Annotated in this window: 25 protein-coding genes and 1 tRNA gene; 23 read left to right on the top strand and 3 right to left on the bottom strand. The window is 62.0% G+C overall.

Annotation, left to right across the window (positions count from 1 at the left end):
* Positions 1–28 precede the first annotated feature (28 nt).
* The gene (locus DBO86_RS25560; RefSeq protein ID WP_074859264.1) at positions 29–649 is read right to left on the bottom strand and encodes a substrate-binding periplasmic protein; all 621 of its coding nucleotides are present in this window, start codon (positions 647–649) and stop codon (positions 29–31) included.
* Between the two features lie 171 nt (positions 650–820).
* On the opposite strand from DBO86_RS25560, the gene DBO86_RS25555 reads away from it, so the two are divergent.
* The 20 genes from DBO86_RS25555 (at position 821) to DBO86_RS25460 (ending at position 12,889) form a co-directional block, all read left to right on the top strand.
* Positions 821–905: transfer RNA gene (locus DBO86_RS25555), tRNA-Leu, on the top strand.
* 165 nt (positions 906–1,070) lie between these two features.
* A complete protein-coding gene (locus tag DBO86_RS25550) occupies positions 1,071–2,303 on the top strand; it encodes a tyrosine-type recombinase/integrase (RefSeq protein WP_108235233.1) in 1,233 nt (410 codons plus the stop codon).
* On the top strand, positions 2,300–2,968 hold the full coding sequence (locus DBO86_RS25545) for a hypothetical protein (RefSeq protein ID WP_108235232.1): 669 nt from the start codon (positions 2,300–2,302) through the stop codon (positions 2,966–2,968). Before DBO86_RS25550 ends, DBO86_RS25545 begins: the two co-directional genes overlap by 4 nt.
* A 67-nt stretch (positions 2,969–3,035) precedes the next feature.
* Positions 3,036–3,251 (top strand): helix-turn-helix transcriptional regulator, encoded by a 216-nt coding sequence (locus DBO86_RS25540; RefSeq protein WP_108235231.1) that lies wholly within the window; start codon positions 3,036–3,038, stop codon positions 3,249–3,251.
* Positions 3,248–3,574, top strand: a complete 327-nt coding sequence (locus tag DBO86_RS25535) for a hypothetical protein (RefSeq protein WP_108235230.1) — start codon at positions 3,248–3,250, stop codon at positions 3,572–3,574. Before DBO86_RS25540 ends, DBO86_RS25535 begins: the two co-directional genes overlap by 4 nt.
* Positions 3,571–3,810, top strand: a complete 240-nt coding sequence (locus DBO86_RS25530; RefSeq protein ID WP_108235229.1) for a hypothetical protein — start codon at positions 3,571–3,573, stop codon at positions 3,808–3,810. Before DBO86_RS25535 ends, DBO86_RS25530 begins: the two co-directional genes overlap by 4 nt.
* Before the next feature lie 278 nt (positions 3,811–4,088).
* Positions 4,089–4,376 carry a hypothetical protein gene (locus DBO86_RS25525; RefSeq protein WP_108235228.1) on the top strand — a complete coding sequence of 96 codons (288 nt, stop codon included), beginning with the start codon at positions 4,089–4,091 and terminating at the stop codon, positions 4,374–4,376.
* Positions 4,373–4,660, top strand: a complete 288-nt coding sequence (locus DBO86_RS25520) for a hypothetical protein (protein ID WP_108235227.1) — start codon at positions 4,373–4,375, stop codon at positions 4,658–4,660. Before DBO86_RS25525 ends, DBO86_RS25520 begins: the two co-directional genes overlap by 4 nt.
* Positions 4,653–5,003 carry a hypothetical protein gene (locus DBO86_RS25515; protein ID WP_108235226.1) on the top strand — a complete coding sequence of 117 codons (351 nt, stop codon included), beginning with the start codon at positions 4,653–4,655 and terminating at the stop codon, positions 5,001–5,003. Before DBO86_RS25520 ends, DBO86_RS25515 begins: the two co-directional genes overlap by 8 nt.
* Before the next feature lie 5 nt (positions 5,004–5,008).
* On the top strand, positions 5,009–5,290 hold the full coding sequence (locus DBO86_RS25510) for a hypothetical protein (protein ID WP_108235225.1): 282 nt from the start codon (positions 5,009–5,011) through the stop codon (positions 5,288–5,290).
* Positions 5,283–6,158: a toprim domain-containing protein gene (locus DBO86_RS25505; protein WP_108235224.1), complete on the top strand. Its 876-nt coding sequence runs from the start codon at positions 5,283–5,285 to the stop codon at positions 6,156–6,158. Before DBO86_RS25510 ends, DBO86_RS25505 begins: the two co-directional genes overlap by 8 nt.
* Entirely contained in the window at positions 6,155–7,957 is a 1,803-nt protein-coding gene (locus DBO86_RS25500) for a DUF927 domain-containing protein (RefSeq protein WP_108235223.1), read from the top strand. The genes DBO86_RS25505 and DBO86_RS25500 overlap by 4 nt, the downstream gene beginning before the upstream one ends.
* Before the next feature lie 312 nt (positions 7,958–8,269).
* Complete coding sequence (locus DBO86_RS26995; protein ID WP_244185621.1) at positions 8,270–8,626, top strand: hypothetical protein; 357 nt, start codon at positions 8,270–8,272, stop codon at positions 8,624–8,626.
* Positions 8,627–8,820: 194 nt separating this feature from the next.
* The gene (locus DBO86_RS25490; protein WP_108235222.1) at positions 8,821–9,417 is read left to right on the top strand and encodes a hypothetical protein; all 597 of its coding nucleotides are present in this window, start codon (positions 8,821–8,823) and stop codon (positions 9,415–9,417) included.
* Between the two features lie 54 nt (positions 9,418–9,471).
* Positions 9,472–9,663 (top strand): hypothetical protein, encoded by a 192-nt coding sequence (locus DBO86_RS25485; protein ID WP_108235221.1) that lies wholly within the window; start codon positions 9,472–9,474, stop codon positions 9,661–9,663.
* Positions 9,656–10,303 (top strand): helix-turn-helix domain-containing protein, encoded by a 648-nt coding sequence (locus DBO86_RS25480; RefSeq protein ID WP_108235220.1) that lies wholly within the window; start codon positions 9,656–9,658, stop codon positions 10,301–10,303. The genes DBO86_RS25485 and DBO86_RS25480 overlap by 8 nt, the downstream gene beginning before the upstream one ends.
* Before the next feature lie 3 nt (positions 10,304–10,306).
* Positions 10,307–10,480 (top strand): hypothetical protein, encoded by a 174-nt coding sequence (locus DBO86_RS26150; RefSeq protein ID WP_167399162.1) that lies wholly within the window; start codon positions 10,307–10,309, stop codon positions 10,478–10,480.
* 681 nt (positions 10,481–11,161) lie between these two features.
* Positions 11,162–11,533: a hypothetical protein gene (locus DBO86_RS25470; protein ID WP_108235218.1), complete on the top strand. Its 372-nt coding sequence runs from the start codon at positions 11,162–11,164 to the stop codon at positions 11,531–11,533.
* 488 nt (positions 11,534–12,021) lie between these two features.
* The gene (locus DBO86_RS25465) at positions 12,022–12,234 is read left to right on the top strand and encodes a cold-shock protein (RefSeq protein ID WP_003459665.1); all 213 of its coding nucleotides are present in this window, start codon (positions 12,022–12,024) and stop codon (positions 12,232–12,234) included.
* Positions 12,235–12,391: 157 nt separating this feature from the next.
* On the top strand, positions 12,392–12,889 hold the full coding sequence (locus DBO86_RS25460; protein WP_003459663.1) for an RDD family protein: 498 nt from the start codon (positions 12,392–12,394) through the stop codon (positions 12,887–12,889).
* Between the two features lie 60 nt (positions 12,890–12,949).
* Here DBO86_RS25460 and lptG read toward each other — a convergent pair whose 3' ends face one another.
* Positions 12,950–14,014: an LPS export ABC transporter permease LptG gene (gene lptG, locus DBO86_RS25455; RefSeq protein WP_108235217.1), complete on the bottom strand. Its 1,065-nt coding sequence runs from the start codon at positions 14,012–14,014 to the stop codon at positions 12,950–12,952.
* Complete coding sequence (lptF, locus tag DBO86_RS25450) at positions 14,007–15,131, bottom strand: LPS export ABC transporter permease LptF (protein WP_108235216.1); 1,125 nt, start codon at positions 15,129–15,131, stop codon at positions 14,007–14,009. Before lptF ends, lptG begins: the two co-directional genes overlap by 8 nt.
* 143 nt (positions 15,132–15,274) lie before the next feature.
* On the opposite strand from lptF, the gene DBO86_RS25445 reads away from it, so the two are divergent.
* From DBO86_RS25445 to DBO86_RS25435, 3 genes are all read left to right on the top strand, one after another.
* Complete coding sequence (locus DBO86_RS25445; RefSeq protein ID WP_108235215.1) at positions 15,275–16,762, top strand: leucyl aminopeptidase; 1,488 nt, start codon at positions 15,275–15,277, stop codon at positions 16,760–16,762.
* Positions 16,763–16,899: 137 nt separating this feature from the next.
* Positions 16,900–17,319 carry a DNA polymerase III subunit chi gene (locus DBO86_RS25440; RefSeq protein WP_108235214.1) on the top strand — a complete coding sequence of 140 codons (420 nt, stop codon included), beginning with the start codon at positions 16,900–16,902 and terminating at the stop codon, positions 17,317–17,319.
* Positions 17,320–17,379: 60 nt separating this feature from the next.
* Positions 17,380–17,808 (top strand): DNA polymerase III subunit chi, encoded by a 429-nt coding sequence (locus DBO86_RS25435; RefSeq protein WP_108235251.1) that lies wholly within the window; start codon positions 17,380–17,382, stop codon positions 17,806–17,808.
* The last annotated feature ends 131 nt before the right edge of the window (positions 17,809–17,939 follow it).

The following is a 17,939-nucleotide window of genomic DNA, read 5'->3' as shown; positions in this document are numbered from 1 at the left end:
AGGGGGCATTTTTGCAGGGTCGCAGAGCTTACCGGATTTCCACTGGCCCGGCCACGTGAGCCTGCGGGGCATAGCGGGCAACGATACGCGCCAGGGTGCCATCGGCCTGCAGAGAACGGATCGCAGCATTAAAGGCCGCCAACCTGTTCGCCTGCTGCTGATGCAGGCGCAGACGCAACTGAGAGCGATTGATCGTCGGCCCCTCCTCTACCTGCCAACGAGCCCCCTGCAACATCGCATGCTCATGCTGCAGGTAGCGCCATTCCAGACGATCCAGAATGCCGACCTCGCTACGCCCCTGCGCGACCAGGTGAATCAGCGCCTGCACATCGGCACCATCGTGACGCTGGAAATACTCACTGCCGACGTAGCCATAACCACGCACGGTCGCGATCGAACGCCCACGCAAATTCTGCAGCCGTTGATAGGCAAAACGCCTGCCTGGCGCGAAAACCAGCATCTCCTCGGCCTCGAGCACCGGCACCGTCCACAACGACACCTCACCCTGCCCGGCATCACGGCGCCAGTGCTTGCTCACGCAACACTCAATCTGCAGCGCCCCCTCGCGAAACAGCTTCTGCGTGCGCAGCGGCGGCAAGGGACGACTGGCTTGCAACTGTTCTGGCAAGCGCTCATCCAGTGCGAGCATGAATTACAGGCCATAGCCATCACGCTCGCCGCCAAGGGCCGGCAAACCGTAACAACACCGCCGCGCCCGATGACAACGGCTTGCACGCAGACGGACTCAGCATTGACCAGAGAACAACAGCAACGCCGATTGACCGGCGCCAGACGCATCCCTATACTTCGCCGCCATCGTGCCCCGGTGGCGGAATCGGTAGACGCGGCGGATTCAAAATCCGTTTTCGAAAGGAGTGGGAGTTCGAGTCTCCCCCGGGGCACCACATACATGTTTTTGCATGTTCAGGCATGACCGAAAACACCCTTGAAAGCCCGCCCTGTGCGGGCTTTCTTGTTTATGTATGTTCACGCATGTTCACGCAAAGCATTGATCACCGTGTATGCCAACTTGTATGCTCGGCCAAATCTCGAACTTTGGCATACAAGAAATGAAACGCTCTAGCATCAAACGCCGCCCTCTGGCCGATACCGTGCTTGCAACCCTTGAGCCAGAGTCCAAGGCTTACCGCGAACACGACGGCGGAGGGCTGTACTTTCGCGTCAAGCCCAATGGCAGTAAGTCCTGGGAATTGCGCTACAAAAACGCCGCCGGCAAGTGGTCATGGCTAGGCATGGGCGCTTATCCCGAGGTGGGCGGCGAACTGGCACGCAAGAAAGCCAGAAGCAACCGAGAACAACTCAGCCGAGGAATTGACCCTCTAGAACAGAAGCGCGCCGCCAAAGAACGGGCCGAGCAGGTCGCTACCCGCACTTTCAGGGCTGCTGCCGAGGATTGGTATCAGCGCCAGCAGGCCAAGGGGCTTGAGCAATCCACCCTAGACAAGGCCAGAACCTACCTCGACAAGGACATCTTGCCCGTCCTGGGTAACAAGCAGCTTGACGAGATAACCCGCAGCGACTGCGCAACCTTGCAGGCATCTATTGAGGCGCGAGGCGCTCACAACGTAGCCAAAAAGGTGCGTGGCTGGGTCAACCAGATATTTGGCCACGCAATAGGCAAGGGCTTGACGGAGAACGATCCAGCCAGCCGCCTGGACGAAATCGCCGCGCCAGCTCCCGCTACTCGCCAACAGCCCCACTTACTGGAACATGAGCTGCCGGGCTTCCTGCGCGCACTACGAACCACCACCAGCCGAATCCCTGCGCGCACTGCTGCCTGGCTCTGCCTGTGGCTGGCCGTGCGCCCTGGCATGCTGCGCTTCGCAGAATGGTCGGAGTTCGACCTTGACGCCGCCATCTGGTCAGTGCCGTCCGGCAAGATGAAGATGGATCGTGACTACGCCAGCCCTTTACCTGCACAGGCCGTTGCTGCGCTGCGCGACCTTCATCGCCTCACCGGCCACAGCCGCTGGCTGTTCCCTGGCATCGGCCCCAAGAACCCCGTCATTAGTGAGAACACTATCTGCAAGGTGTATGCCGGCGTTGGCTACAAAGGCCGCTTGGTTGGCCACGGCACCCGCCACACCGCCAGCACCCTGTTAAACGAACACGATTGGCCGAGCCAGCACATCGACGCCCAACTGGCACACAAGGAGGAAGGCGTGAAAGGCGTTTACAACAAAGCTCAGTACCTGGAGCAACGCCGAACCATGATGCAGTGGTACGCCGATCACCTTGACGCGCTGGCCGTTGGCAATGTGGTGGAGTTGAAGCAAGCATGAGCAGAAACCCACCGAAAGACAGTTTTGCGTGCCTGATGCGCCTTCGCGCAGAGCTTCAGCAATGCCAGCCCGATGAGGTTGAGCAACGCCGAGGCCACATGCTAGCCATGCTCGATAACGTCATAGAAGAGCGCATACAGCAGAACAAGGGCCGGAGTGAAACCATCCAGATGCTTTCCGATGCGTTTCTTGGGGGAGTGACCTGGGGGCAAGTCACTTCCGAAGGCGAGCTATCCGCGGAGGCTTTCGGGCGCCATGCCGAACTGCTTAAAGAGGTGACCGGCCTGGATGCCGTCAGCCTGCTTTGGCTGTTCTACCAACTGGAATCGAAGGCCGTAGACTGGATCAAGGCGCTAAGCGCACTCGCTCAAACGACGAAGCCGAGCAGAGTCAAGGAGCAATGTGGCTGGCTCCCTGATGGCTTGATCCATAACGCAGATAAAGCGCTGAAAGCAGAAAAAAGAAAAGCAGGCGACACCATGACCAACAAAGGGAAGGGCACCGTGCGCCAGGCCTGGATAAGTGCCGGCCTGCACCAACGCAGAGCCAAGCGCGGTGAGTTGGCCAGCTTTTGCGAGGAGATGGCCCAAAAACACAACTGCTTGGCTGACACAATTCAGAGAAATTGGGTGCCAGCATGGCGCAAAGAATTAGCATCGGCGTAGGCGGTGGCTGATCTCTTCAAATTGATGTGAATAATGTTGCGTGAACTCTCTATAGAGGTATTCACCCATGTTCACACTTCACCAGAGTGGCCGCATTCGTCAAAAAGCCCTGCGCGAACGCCTTGACCTGTCCCACAGCGGCTTTTTCAACCTACGCAAGAAAGACCCGACCTTCCCGAAGCCAATCAAGGACGGAACGACCCGCCAAGCCGCCGTCTACTACGACCTTGCCGAGGTAGATGCCTGGCTGAAAGCAAAGATCGTAGCGAGGGACGCGGCATGATCGCCGGCCCCCTCTCCCGCTCTCCCGACGCACTTATGCGCAACGCGCCGAGCAAGATTGCCCGCGTACTGGCGCACCTGCTGAGCGGCACCAGCATCAACCGTTTTGAGGCCGAGCGTATTGGCGACCACTGTTTGCCGTCCACCATCGCCGTGCTGGCGAACACCCATTGCCTGACCTTCCAGCGCCAGCAAGAGCGAGTTCCGAACAACTGGGGCGCACCTTGCACCGTCACCCGCTACAGCCTGCCGGAAAGCGAGCACCGCCGCGCCCGGCTGGTGCTGCATATGCTGTGCCGCAAAAGCAGGAGGGCTGCCGTATGAACATCCACAACAGCCACCGCGCTGAAGATCATTCCGCCTTTCTGCTGGACGACCTACTGCCCGCCATCGTTGGCTATGCCGACAGCAAAGGCGTACCGACCGAGGTAGTCGTCTTCGCTGCGTTCCTGGCTATGGCCACGATCATCCGATCTAAGGGAGTTGGGCGCGAAACCATCAACAAAGCGCTAGACGCCATGCACTGCCCCACCCATGAAGCCCCGGAGGTAATGCAATGAACGCGCTTGCACTTCGCCTGCCCCGGCGCTATGGTGTGTCCGTCGCCCACATGGCGGCCAGTGGGTGTGGAAGCCCCAGAAAGCAGAAGGCGCACAAGCGCCACCGTTCGACAGCAGGCGCTTTTTTTGTGCCCGCCGTCTCGTGTCTTGGTGGCTGCGTGCGGGAGGGCTTCGGCCCTGCCGGGTTCCTTTTGCCCCGGCCTTCCACACCCGTACGCAGCTACCGCCAATCATGTGGAAGTGATTCCGGTAGCTCCCCAGCAAAAGGAGCACCACCCATGCAAACCACCCGCAATCCGTCCACCCATGCCGCCGCCTGGAAGGCCCGCGCCTTCGCCGCGCTGCGTTCTGATTCGTCCCTGTCCGTCCGCCTGGCTCGCTACGACGCAGCCATGGCCCGTGCCCGTGAAATCGAGGCCCGTGCTAATGCCGGCGCCTTGCAGATTCGCCCTGTTGGCGGCATGTGGCGCGTTTGCCAAGGTGACGCCGTGCTGGCCTTCGCTGCCAGCTACCGCGCTGCCTGCCAGAGCCTGGCAGCACTGGAAGCCGTAGGGGGTGTGCAATGAGCCAAGCCCCAACCGCCGCCAACGTGGCACAGGATGCCATCGATCTGCTGACGGCCACCTGCGAGCATCTGGACATGCTCGCCGCCACCCTGCGCGCCATCCGCAAAGCCTACCCGGCAGCATTCGCTGAGCTGAGCGAGGGTATCCGCAGCGGGCTAATGGATACCCGTCACCTTTCAGACCTGGGCCTTAACGCTGCGACCGACTGGCGCGAATACCTGGCAGAACAAGCCGCCGAACTGGCTGCCCAACTCGACTACGCGACGGAGGCCGACCATGCGTGACCTTATCCCCCTCGCCATCGAGCAAGGCGACCGCCTGCAAAGCACTGCAACCACCCTCGGGCATGTTGTCACCGTCTGCCACCCAAGCAACGGACGCCGCCGCGAACTGCCACCGCTGACCATCGGCGGGCTGGCGCTTGAGCTGGCCGGCATGATCCGCGACGCACTGCCCGCCGCCCTGGTCTGCATAGTTCGTGTCGATCTGCGCCCGACTGAGCATGAGCAGGCCGAGCAGCAAACGCACGCCATCAAGCGCCAGGTGATCGAGGTACGCGAAGCCGAGCATCCCGGCCACGCTTTCCTGGCCGCCACCGGCTTCTGGCCAACCGCCAAGCAGGAGTAACCACCATGCATACGAAAAACGGCGCCCATGCGCCGATGGGTTCGGCTTGCCTGGAGAAAGCCGAAACCCTGTATTTCGTCACCCACCCGAAGGCGCCCCGCCCGCTGTTCGGCCCGTTCCTGAGCCAGGCCGATGCAGAGTTGGGGCTGATCGCCATCCGCAGCGCTGGCGCCGTGGTAGAGGCGCGCCCGCACGATTGCATGGATGACCTGACCCGCATCCGTGCCGAGGCCCACGGGCGCACCGTCCGCGCCTTCATGGATCGCCAGGGGGTGAGGCATGACTGACCCCGTGTTTCAGTTCCGCGACGCTATGCAAGCCAGCTATGGCCCGCTTGAGTGGGTGCCCGTGCCTGACGGCACCCTGCGCCGCTTCCATGTGCCAGGCGACAAGGCCGGCACGCAAAACGGCTGGTATGTGCTGTATCCCGACGGTATCGCCTCGGGCTGTTTCGGCAGTTGGAAGGCTGGCGCCTCGCACACCTGGAGCAGCCGGGAGCCGGCCAACCCGCTGGAGGCCGAGCAGGTGCGCCAGCGCATCGAGCAGGCCAGGCGCCAGCGCGAAGCCGACCAGCACCAGCGCCAGCAAGCCGCCGCCGAGTACGCCGCCCGGCTGTGGCGCGACGCCCGCCGCGCCGATCCGGGCCACCCCTACCTGACCGCCAAGGGCTGCCGCCCGTACAACCTGCGCCAGCAGGGTGACGTGCTGCTGGTGCCGCTGTACCACGGCGGGGAGCTGGTGAACCTGCAACGCATCGGCGCCGATGGGCAAAAGCGATTCCTTTCTGGTGGACGGGTAAAGGGCTGCTATTCGCCCATCGGCACACTGGAGCCAGGCCAACCGCTGTACGTCTGCGAAGGCTGGGCAACCGGCGCCACGCTTCACGCTGAAACGGGCCACCCGGTCGCCTGCGCAATGAATGCCGGCAATCTGCTGGAGGCTGGTCGCCACCTGCAACGCCGCCACCCGGAAGCCGTGTTTATCTTCGCCGGCGACGACGACCGCCAGACCGAGGGCAATCCAGGCCGCACCGCAGCCAATGCCGCCGCTGTGGCGGTCGGTGGGCAAGTGGTGTTCCCCGAGTGGCCGGACGACGCGCCGCCGAACCTTTCCGACTACAACGACCTGCGCCAATGGCTGGAGTCCCAACAATGAGCAAGCCCGAACCTGCAAAGCCCATGGTCGCCCTGGCCAGCAAGCCAGAGCCGCCGACCATCAATCCCGAGCGCCCATGTTGGGGGGTGTACGAATCGTGGGTGCAAAACGAGAAGGGGCGCCGCCTTAAGCCTGGTGTTTATCGCCACACCACCAAGGGCGCGACCGAGGGCGACGACGAGGACAAGCAGCCGGCATTGGTGGATGAATGGATCGCTTCGCCGGTATTTGTTGAGGCGCGCACCCTGAACAGCGACGATGGTAGCGAGGGCCGACTGCTGCGCCTGGTGACGCATGGAGGTATGCGCGAATGGGTTATGCCTATGGAGGTGTTCGGCGGCAGTGGCGAGGACGCCCGCCGAACCCTGTTCGCCATGGGCGCGGTAATCAGCCAGCGCAAGCGCTGCGCCTTCATGGAGTACCTGCTGGAGCAGGAGCCGCGCCAGACCGTGGCCACCACCAACCGGCCAGGCTGGCACGAGTCCGGGGCTTTCGTCCTGCCGGGGCGCGTGATTGGTGGCGAAGGTGTGCGCTACCAGAGCAGCGGGCGAGCGCTGAACCTGTACACGGTTGGCGGCTCGCTTGAGGCGTGGCAGAGCCAGGTAGCTGCGTATTGCGTGGGCAACCCAGTCCTTACCCTGGCCATAGGCTGCGCGCTGGCTGGCCCGCTGCTGAGCCTGGTGGGGGTGAATGGTGGCGGCGTCCACCTGATAGGCGACAGCTCCAGCGGCAAGTCACTGGCGCAGTTGGTCGGCGCCTCAGCCTGGGGCAACCCTGGGGTATTCGCTGCCAGTTGGGATATGAGCAAAGGCGGGCTTGAGATTGAAGCGGCAGGGCGTAACGACACCCTGCTACCGCTGGACGAAATCAAGCGAGCCAACCCCAAGCAGGTGCAAGAAATGGCATACGCGCTGGCGAACGGCCAGGGTAAAGGCACCATGACCCGCGAACGAGAGGGCCGCGCCAAACTGTCCTGGCGCCTGCTGACCCTTTCCAGTGGCGAGCGCTCGCTATCGGAGCACGCCGCCATTGCCGGCAACCCGGCCCATGCTGGCGCCGAGCTGCGCATGGTGGACGTGGACGCCGGCACGCGGGAGTACCGCGCCTTCGATGATCTGCACGGCATGACCGGCGAAGACTTCCACCGCGCCCTGACAGTGGCGGCAGGGCAGAACTATGGCCACCTGGGCACGGCATTCGTTGAGCGGCTGACGGCTGGAGACGACCGCGCCGGCCTGCTGGAAGACTTCGCCAAGGTGCGCGCCCGGTTCATTGTCGATAACGCCCAAGCTGGCCGCGTGGCGGATCGCTTCGCAGTCATTGCCCTGGCTGGTGAGATGGCCATTGCCTACGGCCTGCTGCCCTGGCCGGTAGGCGCCAGCCTGGCCGACAGCCTGACCCTGTACCGCGAATGGCTGGAACGTGTCGGCAGCGGCAACGCCGAAGACCGGCAAATCCTGGGCAGCATCGCCAGCTTTATCGAGCGCCATGGCGATAGTCGGTTCTCTGACCTGGACGCGAGTGATTCGACCGGCATCGTTCGTGACCGCGCCGGGTATTGGAAGATTGACCAGCAACGCCGCCTCTACCTGTTCAATCGTTCAGGCTTGCAAGAGGCCGCCACCGGCTTTGGCCTGACGCGCATCGGCAAAGCCCTGGACACCGCCGGGGCGCTCGCCAAGCGCGACACTGACGCCAAGCGCTACACCAAGAAATATCGTCTGCCTGGTGGCGGCTCCGTCAACCTGTATGTGATCGACCCCGAGCGCCTGGCCGGCGAAGGGGCGCCCCATGAATGAGCAACTACACGCATACAGGAACCTGAAATCTGTGGGAACGGTGGGAACGGCGGGAACGGCCAGCAATGGCGCGGCCTGCAAGCGTTCCCGCTCTATAAAGAGAAGTGAGAACAGTGGGAACACACTTCATGTTGTGAGTATAAAAGCAGCCTCTCTTATTCCTGAATACGCTGGTTTGTTCCCACTCCAAAACAAGTTGGGAACAGTTCCCCGGCCTGTAACCCGCATGGTTACTGGCTTTTCCCACATTCCCACCGTTCCCGCGAAAATTCAGACGTATATAGACGTGTATCTGAGCAAGAGGGCGAGCGCATGAGTCGCCTACTTGCCGACCTGTTCGAGCGTATGGACTCGCAGCCCGCTGGTGGCCACCCTGACCGCCCCGCCCTGGTGACCGTCGCACCACCACCACCACCAACCCCGGCGCCAGCACCTCAGAGCGCTCTCGATGGCGAGCAACGCGGGTTTATCCTCACTGCCGCCACGGCAACGCCTGAATGGCGCCAGCGCCGTGACCGATACATAAACCACCTGATGGCCTGCCGCGCCTGCTATGCGCCGGCTGGCCGCTACTGCGCCAATGGCGTAACCCTGCGCGATCAATACGACAACGAACCAATGGAGCCGCCCCTTTCCTGTGAGCCATTAAAAGAGCCTAAATCGGCTTAATTCGCCTTAAGTTGGAAAATCCACAGAAGCGGCCCCGCTTACCTTCGCCACCATGAACCCCGTCAATCACCCGAGGCCCATACCGCGCCCCGTACTGCCTCACTGCCGCAACGCCAGCGCTTGACTCGGCAGGCAAATCAAATCCATGCCGAGCTGAATGCCGGCGCCGTTCACACCACCAACAAGGGAAGACCATGAGCACCGATCCACAGCAACTTTTGGCCGACGCCCAACGGGTAGACCTGGCAACGGCTTGCCCCGACGAGTTCACATCGATCACCAACCGCATTCAACAGACCACCCTGCAAATGCTCCGAATCGACACCGCTGCGCAATGGGTTGCGGCTGTTCAGCAGCACGGTAGCGAGCGTGACGCGCTGGCCGCAGCCCGTGCCGAGCTGGCAGACGTTACTTGTCGCCTGGATATCAGCACGAAGGCAAAGGAGGCGCTCCGAGCCGGCAAGGCGCGACTGCGCGAGGATGCCCGCCTGCATGACGCCCGTTCGGCACAAGTACGGAAAAACCTGGATCACGGCGCGAAGTGCAAGACGCTACAGAGCGCAATTCAGCAGGCCGAAATGGCACGCGACACCAAGGTGCGCATGTTGGTTGATGAGGGCGTCCCGCTGGAGATTGCCCAGTCATCTGCCCGCCCGACATTGGACGATATTCGGCGCTTGAAGGACGAGCATGAAGCCATGCCCGCGCTCATGACCGAAACCGCGTCACTGATGAAAAGTTCCGCCGCGCTGGTGCGCCACGTCTACCCCGAAACGAACAGCGCAGCCTGACGAACAAGGCGAGCCGCCGAAACGGCTCGCCTGTCCCGAGCCAAGGAGCCATCCATGAAGAAACCCGTAACCCGTGGCCCTCGATCTTGTCCGGGGGCTGGTGAATTACGCCGCTATTGGCTGGAGCTTCGCGCTGCTGCCGATGCCGGTGACGTTGGCGCCATTGTTGCGCTGATCGCTTTGGCCGAGAAACGTCCGCTGATCTTTTCTATAGGCGGCACCCAAGCGGGAGCGGGCAATGCCTGACGACTACAGCGGTATTCGCTGCGCCTCCTTGGGAAAGTTGCCAACCCGCCAGGAACAAGCCGTTTTGGCAAAGGCTGTAGGCGCTCGCCTGCGAGAAGCACGCGAGTTTGCCGGTATGAGCCAGGTTTACGCCGCCAAACAGCTTGGTTACTCCAATAGCTCCAAGCTCGCCAAGATCGAAGGCGGCAAAGACTCTTCCCAGATTCCTATCTGGGTCATCAAGCGCAGTGCTCGCCTGTATGACGTATCAATTGATTACCTGCTGGGCAATACCGAAACCATGGAGCGCAGCGACGTGGATCATGCCGCCTTGCGCGAGCTGAACGCTTTGATGCTGGCAGACACCGAGCGCCAGCGCTTGCGCGACGCCGTAGCGCTTTGCGGGCTGCGCCAGCGTGTCGTTACGGTGGAGCGGCTTGTGGGGCTGATGGCTGAGCAGATAACCGAGGCAGACCGAGCCCGCGCCAGAGTCGAGCAGTCCGAAGAATGGCAAGAGGTTCGTGGTGGTTCGCGCTGGGCAAGCGCTACCGAGCAAGCTGCATCAACTGCCCGCACCGCCGTGCGATCCCTTAAACAACTCCACCTGGAGGCTTCCATGGCACGGCTGGATACCTTGCAGTTCAATTTGATTCTGGAGTGATTTATGCCACCCCGACGCCGCAAGTCGCTGACCCTGAGCGCAGCCCGGAAGAGGCTGATCAATCGCCAGGCGCACGCCATATCACAGCTTTGCTACCTTGAGGCGAAGGCCCGACTAACCGCCGAAGCACTGGCCGAGTTGGCCGAGATGCAACGGATTGCCGATGGTTTTCAGTGACAGCAAGAAACCATCCTAACCGCTGAAGAACGGTGAGATTCCCAATTGATTTAGGTTAGCAATGAGCAGGCAGCGGGAGAAAGGGACGGTAGAGACTCGCCTGAACCTGGACGTGCGATCCCTGCACAGGGCTGGCGTGCTGGTAGTAGGTGGGCGTGGAACATGGCAATGGCTGCGCAGCGGCAAGCAGGCCGGGCAGGTGTGCTTTGAAGTTGTGGCCGCTGATTGCCTGCGACTGCGCTACCGGGTTGCGACCGCGACCGGCGCCGAGCTGAGGGACTACCGCGTCACTATTGCCCGGACGCCGTGTCACCTCGGCGGCACGCGGGCGTGGTTCCTTTGCCCATGCTGTAGTCGCCGTGTCGCCCGGCTGTACTTGCGCGACCTGTTCGCCTGTAGGCAGTGCCACTGTCTGAACTACGCGAGCCAGCAAGCCAGCAAGACCAGCGCCGCGCTTGATCGTTCGCTATTGCTGAGGAAGGCAGTCGGAGTCAACGAAGGCCCGCTCATGCTTGGCGCGGAACGGATAGAGAAGCCCAAAGGCATGCACGGGCTAACGTTCGCCAGGAAGTTGGAGCGAGTCAAGCAAGCAGACGCCCGCTTTATGGGCATGCTGGGGGCTATCCTGGCGCGTGGTTAATAGGCGAATATCCACGCAGACCAGAAAGGAGTGCGGCGACCATGGCCACGATCTTCAAGGGCTACCGCATACGCCTGGCCTACCTGATGAGTGGGAGCGACACCAAGGCCGATAAGTGGTTCGACCGCGCCACCTTTGCGAAGGCGTCAACTGGTCACTACATGGCATGGCGCACTGACGACCTATCACGGGTGGCCGTGCTACCGCCCGGCCACCCCAGAGGCGAGCCGTGCCGATGGCTGGCAAGCCTTAGTGAAGACGCCGACATTGAAAGCGCTGTCCGCTACATCGAGTCTGGCGAGTTCGACGAAGCCGCAGAGGGCGGCATGCTCAACCTGTTTGTAACCAAGGTGACGGACAAGGCCACTGGCGAGCGACTGAGGGAGATGGAAGACGGCTGGGTTGAACTGTGACAGCCCTCACCATTGGCTGGCACTGTTCAAAAAACACCCAAAACACCCCCAGCAGATGGCAGCGTGTATGCCAGCCTGTATGCCTTAACCATCAAGACACCTGAAAGCCCCGAATATCCAGACATGTTCGAGTCTCCCCCGGGCACCACGATACAAGAAGCCCGTAAGACATTGGTCTTACGGGCTTTTTCGTTTGCGTCCGAGCAACCCGGACGCCACTCACGGGCAGCTTACTGCTACACCGGTATTGCGCCCGGACAGCCCCCGCAAAACCTGGCCGGCGACCTTGCCGGCAGGGGTTGGCATTTGCGCAAAACTTAGCGTAGAGTGAACCCACTGTTTGCATGGGTCGCTGTGAATCGTGACTCTGGTGCAGCAGATCATCAAGATCCGCTACATCCCGCTCGACTTCTATTACTCCTTGCAACCAGTCTCAGCCCTCTATCTATGTGGAGGCTGTCATCAACTCTAGTTTCAAGGAAAAAGACATGTCGAATCGTCAGAACGGTACCGTCAAGTGGTTTAACGACGAGAAAGGTTTTGGTTTTATCACTCCCGAAAGCGGTCCGGATCTGTTCGTGCACTTCCGCGCGATCGAAGGTAATGGCTTCAAGAGCCTGAAAGAAGGCCAGAAAGTCAGCTTCGTAGCTGTGCAAGGTCAAAAAGGTATGCAGGCTGACCAGGTTCAAGTCCTGGGCTAATCGCCGCCGCCTTGAAAAACCCCTGATAACTGTCAGGGGTTTTTTTTGCCTGTCTTTCCCGCAGCAGCGCCAGGTTACAGATAGCCCGCGCACATCTTTATGCCGACAGAGAAGTCGCGGTTAGAATGGCGCGCACTTTCGTCTCAGCGAGCCCATCATGCCGAAACACCCGTTACGCCCGCAGGGTGACTTCCCCACTGCAGGGCCGATTCGTCGCCTGGCGGCCCTCTTCTACGATTCTCTGCTCTGCGTGGCATTGATCATGGTGGTCACCCTGATCTATCAGCAGGGCATTTTGCGCCTGATCCACGGCGGCGATAGGCTGATGGCCATGTCCGAAGCTGGCGCACTGGATAACGACCCGCTGCTTGCCAGCCTGGTGCTGCTGTCACTGTTCGCCTTCTTCGCCAAGTTCTGGACGCACAATGGCCAGACGCTGGGCATGCAGGCCTGGGGATTGCGCATTCAGAACGCCGACGGCAGCGCCATCGACCTGTGGCAGGCTCTGCTGCGCTTCGTGGTCGCCATTGGCTCCTGGCTGTTTGCCGGCCTGGGCTTTCTCTGGCTGCTGTGGGACAAGCAGGGCCGCACCTGGCACGACATCTACTCCGACAGCCGCGTGGTGCAACTGCCGAAGAACATTCACAAGAAGTAGTGGCGCAGATGCAAAAAAGCCGGTTCATCGAACCGGCTTTTCATGCCCACGACAATCTGCTCAACCGGCACGCCGCAGCAACCACACCCCGGCCAGCGCACAGATACCGGCCGGCACCAGCACCGCCAGCAGCGGCGAGAAACCGAACACCAGGCTCGATGGGCCGAGCAGGTCCTGGGCAATACGGAAGATGAAACCCACCAGCACCCCCGTGAACACACGCTGCCCCAAGGTCACCGAGCGCAGCGGGCCGAAGATGAAGGAAATCGCCATCAATACCAGCGCGCCGGTTACCAGTGGCTGCAGCACCTTGGTCCAAAATGCCAGCCAGTAGCGCGCGTTATTCAACCCCTGCTCGCCCAGGTAATGGATGTACTGCCACAGTCCGGTGACCGACAGCGCCTCGGGCTCCATCACGACAGTGCCGAGCAGTTCCGGATTGAGCTCGATATCCCAGCGCTCTTCTGGCTGGTTGATCACCTCGGAGCGATCCTCATGCAGCACGGTGGTCTGCACATTGCGCAGCATCCAGTGGCTGTCCCGGTACTCGGCACGACGGGCGAAGCTGGCCGAGAGCAGACGACGCTCGTCATCGAAGCGATAACGCGTCACCCCCAGCAGGATGCCATAGGGCTGCACGGCGTTGATATGCACGAACTCCTGGCCCTGGCGATGCCACATGCCACGCTTGGAGCTTTGCGCCGCGCCACCGCCCTGGGCCAACGCGCGATCCGCCTGGGCCTGATTCTCGGTCAGAGGTGCGACGTATTCGCCGATCAGAATACCGGCCAGCATCAGCACCAGCATGGGTTTCATCACCGCCCAGACGATACGCCCGATGGAGACACCGGCGGCGCGCATGATGGTCAGCTCACTGTTGCTGGCCAGCGTACCGAGGCCGATCAGGCAACCGATCAGCGCCGCCATCGGCAGCATTTCATAGGCACGACGCGGCGCCGTCAGCAACACGTACCAGAGCACCTGACCCAGGCCATAGTCACCCTTGTTGAGGTCGCTAAGCTCGTCGATGAAGGCGAACAGCAATGCCAGCCCGAGAATGATGCCCAGTACCGCCAGAATGGCGAAGAGTACCTGAGTGCCGATGTAGCGATCCAACTTAGCCATGAGCCACCTCCGCCACCGGCGCACGACGACTGGCCCACCATAGACTCAGACGCTCCCAGTACAACAACAGCATGCCGACAGCGAAGAAGATGCCATGCACCCACCATAAGCCCAGGGCCGGCGGCAGCCTGCCTTTGTCCAGCGCGCCACGGGCGGCGATCAGCATGCCGAGGTAGGCCATATAGAGGAAAATCGCCGGCAGCAGCTTGAGGAAACGCCCCTGACGCGGATTGACTTTCGACAGCGGCACCGCCAGCAAGGTGACGATGAAGACCAGCAGCGGCAGCGACAGGCGCCATTGCAATTCAGCCTGCAGGCGCGGATCGTCGCTACCGAACAACTCGCGAGTCGGTGTGGCCTCGCGCTCACTGGCTTCGACGGCGACTTCAGGCTTGGGCAGCAACACGCCATAGGTGTCGTACTGGATGGCACGGTAATCCGCCTCGCCCGGCTCGCCATCATAGCGATAGCCGTTTTCCAGAATCAGATAACGGCTGCCATCCGCCTGAACTTCCTGACGACCACTTTCGGCGACCAGCACGGTGATACCGCGCTCGGTACGACCATCGGCGGCGAAGCGCTTCTCCGACATGAACACGCCGCGCAGCTCGCTACGATCCGCTGACAGCTCCTGCGAATAGGTCACCCGCGAGCCATCCTTGAGCGACTGAAAGCGCCCCGGCACCAGGGTATCGAGTTCGGTCAGGGCATCCTGCTCATTGAGGATGCGCGCCACGCTGGCCACGCCTTGCGGCGCCAGGCCCATGCTCAGCCAGGCGACCAACAGGGCGACGACCAGCGCCGGTGCCATGCTGTAAACAGTAAGGCGCTGCTGGCTGACGCCAGTGGCCGACAGCACGGTCATTTCGCTGTCCAGGTAGAGGCGCCCGTAGGCCAGCAGGAAACCGAGGAACAGGCCCAGCGGCAGGATCAGTTGCAGAAAGCCGGGAATCCGGTAACCCATGATCAGAAACAGTACGCCCGGGTCGAGTACGCCCTGCGCGGCCTGGGCCAGATACTTGATGAAACGACCGCTCATGATGATCACCAGCAGCACGGCACTCACCGCACTGAGGGTCACCAGCACTTCGCGGGACAGATAACGGAAGACGATCAAACCGGACGCTCCAGGGTTGTCAGGCTCAGGCGCGAGCGCTCACACTAGCCGCACCTACTTGCCGGCCCACCGCAGGGTGGACCCTCGAAAAATGGCGGCTATTATCCGTCAAACCCGACTCTTTGTCTTGGGGACAGCTCACTATGGAATTCCTCGTCAAAAGCACCCGCCCGGAAACCCTGAAAACCGCGACCCTGGTCGTCGCCATCGGCGAAGGCCGCAAGCTCGGCATTGCGGCCAAGGCCGTCGACCTGGCCAGCAACGGTGCGCTGAGCGCCATGCTCAAGCGTGGCGATATCGCCGGCAAGCCGGGCCAGACCCTGCTGCTGCACAGCCTACCGGGACTCAAGGCCGAGCGTGTATTGCTGGTGGGCTGCGGCAAGGGTGATCTATCCGACCGTCAACTACGCAAGTTGGTTGCAAGCGTGCATGGCGTACTCAAGGGCCTGGGCGGCAGCGATGCCCTGCTCGCCCTCGACGAGCTCAAGGTCAAGGGCCGCGATACCTACGGCAAGACTCGTCTGATCATCGAAACCCTGGCCGACGGCAGCTACCTGTTCGAACAGTTCAAGAGCCAGAAAGCCGACCCATGCGCCCTGAAGAAGATCACCCTGGTCGTCGACAAGGCCGAGCTGGCCGATGCCGAACGCGGCCTGCAACATGCCCGCGCCATCGCCGCGGGTGTCGCCTTCACCAAGAACCTGGGCAACCTGCCGCCCAACCTCTGCCACCCCAGCTACCTGGCCGAAGAAGCCAAGACCCTGGGCAAGGCCTACAAGAACCTCAAGGTGGAAATCCTCGACGAGAAGAAACTCAAGGAACTCGGCGCCGGCGCCTTCCTCGCCGTCGCTCAGGGCAGCGAGCAGCCGCCACGCATGATCGTCATGCACTACCAGGGCGGTAAGAAGGACGACAAACCCTTCGCCCTGGTCGGCAAGGGCATCACCTTCGACACCGGCGGCATCAGCATCAAGCCGGCCGCCGGCATGGACGAGATGAAGTACGACATGTGCGGCGCCGCCAGCGTGTTCGGTACCCTGAAAGCCGTGCTCGAGCTACAACTGCCGATCAACCTGGTGTGCCTGCTGGCCTGCGCCGAGAACATGCCCAGCGGCCGCGCCACCCGCCCTGGCGACATCGTCACCACCATGAGCGGGCAGACCGTGGAGATCCTCAACACCGACGCCGAAGGCCGTCTGGTGCTGTGCGATACCCTGACCTACGCAGAGCGCTTCAAGCCGCAGGCGGTGATCGACATCGCCACGCTGACCGGTGCGTGCATCGTCGCCCTGGGCAGCAACGTCTCCGGCCTGATGGGCAACAACGACGCGCTGATCAAGCAGATTCTCAAGGCTGGCGAAAGTGCCGACGACCGCGCCTGGCAACTGCCGCTGTACGACGAGTACCAGGAGCAGCTGGACAGCCCCTTCGCCGACATCGCCAATATCGGCGGGCCCAAGGCCGGCACCATCACTGCCGGCTGCTTCCTGTCGCGCTTCGCCAAGAACTTCCATTGGGCGCACCTGGATATCGCCGGCACCGCCTGGATCAGTGGCGGCAAGGACAAGGGCGGCACTGGCCGTCCCGTGCCGATGCTGACCCAGTACCTGCTGGATCGCGCCAAGGTCTGATGCGCCTGTAGCCCGGACATAGTCCGGGCTACGATGGATATCGTAGGAGCGAGCTCTGCTCGCGAAGCTTTTGTATTGCCAAGATTCGCGAGCAGAGCTCGCTCCTACAGCCGCCCTTCAACATCGAAAATCATCAGATGCCCAGAATCGAGTTCTACGTTCTCTCCTCCAACGACGCCACGGGCCGCTTGCGCGCCGCCTGCCAACTGGCGCTCAAGGCCTGGAGTGCCGGCCTGCCGGTGTTCGTTCGCGGTAGCGACGAGGCGCAGTGCGGTGAACTCGACGAACTGCTGTGGACGCTCAAAGCCGAACGTTTCGTGCCTCATGATCTGCATCGCGATGCGCCGCTGTCGCCCGTGGTGCTGGGCATCGACGAAGTGCCGAGTAGCGAGCAGGGCGTGCTGATCAACCTCGGCAGCAGCCTGTCGCCGCATGTCGAGCGCTTTTCCCGCATTATCGAGATCGTCAATCAGCAGCCTGAACTGCTCAACGCCTGTCGCGAGAATTTCCGTACCTATCGCCAGCGCGGGTATGATCCGCAACGCGTCGAACTTTAGTGTCCGTGTACGCTCACAACACAAGTCACTCCAGCCCTTTTTCTCGCTGCACCGATGATCATGGACACCCCCAAGCCTCCGCAAAAACCTGCTCAACTGCTGCACGACCTGGAGTCGATTCGCGAGCTGCTGGGCGATAACGGCAGTGAACCACCGCTGCTGATCGACTCGCTGGACCCGGACAGCATTCCGGTGCTGTCCGATATCGTCAGCGCGCCACCTGGCCCGCCACCGTCCTTCCATGCAACGCCGACGCCCAAACCGACACCAGCACCGCAGCCTACGCCAGCGCCAAGCGTGCTGCGCGAGCGCATCGAGCCATACCTGCATGACAGCGCCCGCGATCTGCAACACCTCAATGCCGAGCTGCGCGCCGCCGCCCAGTTGATCCTGCAGGACGTGATCGACGATTTCGTGCCGCAGATCGAGGCCGAACTCAAGCGCCGCCTCGAAGCCCGCCTGCCGCGTCTGCTGCCTCCACGCAAGTAAGCCCTGCCCTGTAGGAGCCCCGCCCCGGGGCGAATGCCAGACAGCAAAGAGCAAAAGCTTCGCCCCGAGGCGGGGCTCCTACAAAAGGTCTGCTCTGCCGCGCGGGGCTTATGGCTTGGCGCTCAGAAGCG

This window comes from Ectopseudomonas oleovorans, assembly GCF_003052605.1.
GTDB classification, from domain to species: domain Bacteria; phylum Pseudomonadota; class Gammaproteobacteria; order Pseudomonadales; family Pseudomonadaceae; genus Aquipseudomonas; species Aquipseudomonas oleovorans_A.
Note: the sequence above shows the minus strand (reverse complement) of the source record. Positions and strands in the feature narration are given on the sequence as shown.

Excerpts from the sequence above, each read along its gene's own strand:
- DBO86_RS25560 (WP_074859264.1), bottom strand. The coding sequence starts at position 649 with ATGCTCGCACTGGATGAGCGCTTGCCAGAACAGTTGCAAGCCAGTCGT.
- DBO86_RS25550 (WP_108235233.1), top strand. The coding sequence starts at position 1,071 with ATGAAACGCTCTAGCATCAAACGCCGCCCTCTGGCCGATACCGTGCTT.
- DBO86_RS25545 (WP_108235232.1), top strand. The coding sequence starts at position 2,300 with ATGAGCAGAAACCCACCGAAAGACAGTTTTGCGTGCCTGATGCGCCTT.
- DBO86_RS25540 (WP_108235231.1), top strand. The coding sequence starts at position 3,036 with ATGTTCACACTTCACCAGAGTGGCCGCATTCGTCAAAAAGCCCTGCGC.
- DBO86_RS25535 (WP_108235230.1), top strand. The coding sequence starts at position 3,248 with ATGATCGCCGGCCCCCTCTCCCGCTCTCCCGACGCACTTATGCGCAAC.
- DBO86_RS25530 (WP_108235229.1), top strand. The coding sequence starts at position 3,571 with ATGAACATCCACAACAGCCACCGCGCTGAAGATCATTCCGCCTTTCTG.
- DBO86_RS25525 (WP_108235228.1), top strand. The coding sequence starts at position 4,089 with ATGCAAACCACCCGCAATCCGTCCACCCATGCCGCCGCCTGGAAGGCC.
- DBO86_RS25520 (WP_108235227.1), top strand. The coding sequence starts at position 4,373 with ATGAGCCAAGCCCCAACCGCCGCCAACGTGGCACAGGATGCCATCGAT.
- DBO86_RS25515 (WP_108235226.1), top strand. The coding sequence starts at position 4,653 with ATGCGTGACCTTATCCCCCTCGCCATCGAGCAAGGCGACCGCCTGCAA.
- DBO86_RS25510 (WP_108235225.1), top strand. The coding sequence starts at position 5,009 with ATGCATACGAAAAACGGCGCCCATGCGCCGATGGGTTCGGCTTGCCTG.
- DBO86_RS25505 (WP_108235224.1), top strand. The coding sequence starts at position 5,283 with ATGACTGACCCCGTGTTTCAGTTCCGCGACGCTATGCAAGCCAGCTAT.
- DBO86_RS25500 (WP_108235223.1), top strand. The coding sequence starts at position 6,155 with ATGAGCAAGCCCGAACCTGCAAAGCCCATGGTCGCCCTGGCCAGCAAG.
- DBO86_RS26995 (WP_244185621.1), top strand. The coding sequence starts at position 8,270 with ATGAGTCGCCTACTTGCCGACCTGTTCGAGCGTATGGACTCGCAGCCC.
- DBO86_RS25490 (WP_108235222.1), top strand. The coding sequence starts at position 8,821 with ATGAGCACCGATCCACAGCAACTTTTGGCCGACGCCCAACGGGTAGAC.
- DBO86_RS25485 (WP_108235221.1), top strand. The coding sequence starts at position 9,472 with ATGAAGAAACCCGTAACCCGTGGCCCTCGATCTTGTCCGGGGGCTGGT.
- DBO86_RS25480 (WP_108235220.1), top strand. The coding sequence starts at position 9,656 with ATGCCTGACGACTACAGCGGTATTCGCTGCGCCTCCTTGGGAAAGTTG.
- DBO86_RS26150 (WP_167399162.1), top strand. The coding sequence starts at position 10,307 with ATGCCACCCCGACGCCGCAAGTCGCTGACCCTGAGCGCAGCCCGGAAG.
- DBO86_RS25470 (WP_108235218.1), top strand. The coding sequence starts at position 11,162 with ATGGCCACGATCTTCAAGGGCTACCGCATACGCCTGGCCTACCTGATG.
- DBO86_RS25465 (WP_003459665.1), top strand. The coding sequence starts at position 12,022 with ATGTCGAATCGTCAGAACGGTACCGTCAAGTGGTTTAACGACGAGAAA.
- DBO86_RS25460 (WP_003459663.1), top strand. The coding sequence starts at position 12,392 with ATGCCGAAACACCCGTTACGCCCGCAGGGTGACTTCCCCACTGCAGGG.
- lptG (WP_108235217.1), bottom strand. The coding sequence starts at position 14,014 with ATGGCTAAGTTGGATCGCTACATCGGCACTCAGGTACTCTTCGCCATT.
- DBO86_RS25445 (WP_108235215.1), top strand. The coding sequence starts at position 15,275 with ATGGAATTCCTCGTCAAAAGCACCCGCCCGGAAACCCTGAAAACCGCG.
- DBO86_RS25440 (WP_108235214.1), top strand. The coding sequence starts at position 16,900 with ATGCCCAGAATCGAGTTCTACGTTCTCTCCTCCAACGACGCCACGGGC.
- DBO86_RS25435 (WP_108235251.1), top strand. The coding sequence starts at position 17,380 with ATGGACACCCCCAAGCCTCCGCAAAAACCTGCTCAACTGCTGCACGAC.